The sequence below is a fragment of the Achromobacter sp. SIMBA_011 genome, from assembly GCF_046535435.1.
GTDB lineage: Bacteria > Pseudomonadota > Gammaproteobacteria > Burkholderiales > Burkholderiaceae_B > Achromobacter > Achromobacter dolens.
This window is the reverse complement of record NZ_JAWRWN010000494.1, coordinates 1-270: the sequence shown is the minus strand read 5'-3', so window position 1 is coordinate 270 and position 270 is coordinate 1. Positions and strand designations below refer to the sequence as shown.

1 pseudogene is annotated in these 270 nt (G+C 60.0%); it reads right to left on the bottom strand.

Features of this window, described 5'->3' with window-relative positions:
- Positions 1-219: pseudogene (locus tag SB816_RS31860) on the bottom strand (aspartate aminotransferase family protein); the annotation flags it as partial.
- Between the last annotated feature and the right edge of the window lie 51 nt (positions 220-270).

Genomic DNA, 270 nt, shown 5'->3' with positions numbered 1-270 from the left:
CTTTGCAGCCGCCTCGACGATGCTGTCATGACCATAACCGGCATTGACGCACCAGAGGCCGGCAAAACCGTCGATCAGCTGGTGGCCGGTCATGTCGGTGATGGTGGCGCCCTTTGCCGACTTCAGCACCCGCACGCCTAGCTTTTCATGGCCGCGGAACGAAGAGACGGGGTGGACCAGATGGGCGCGGTCCAGTTCGATCAGTGAATTGCTTAACATGGGTCTCTCCGGATTCAGCCCAGCGCCTGGCTGGTCAGTGCGAATGTTTTC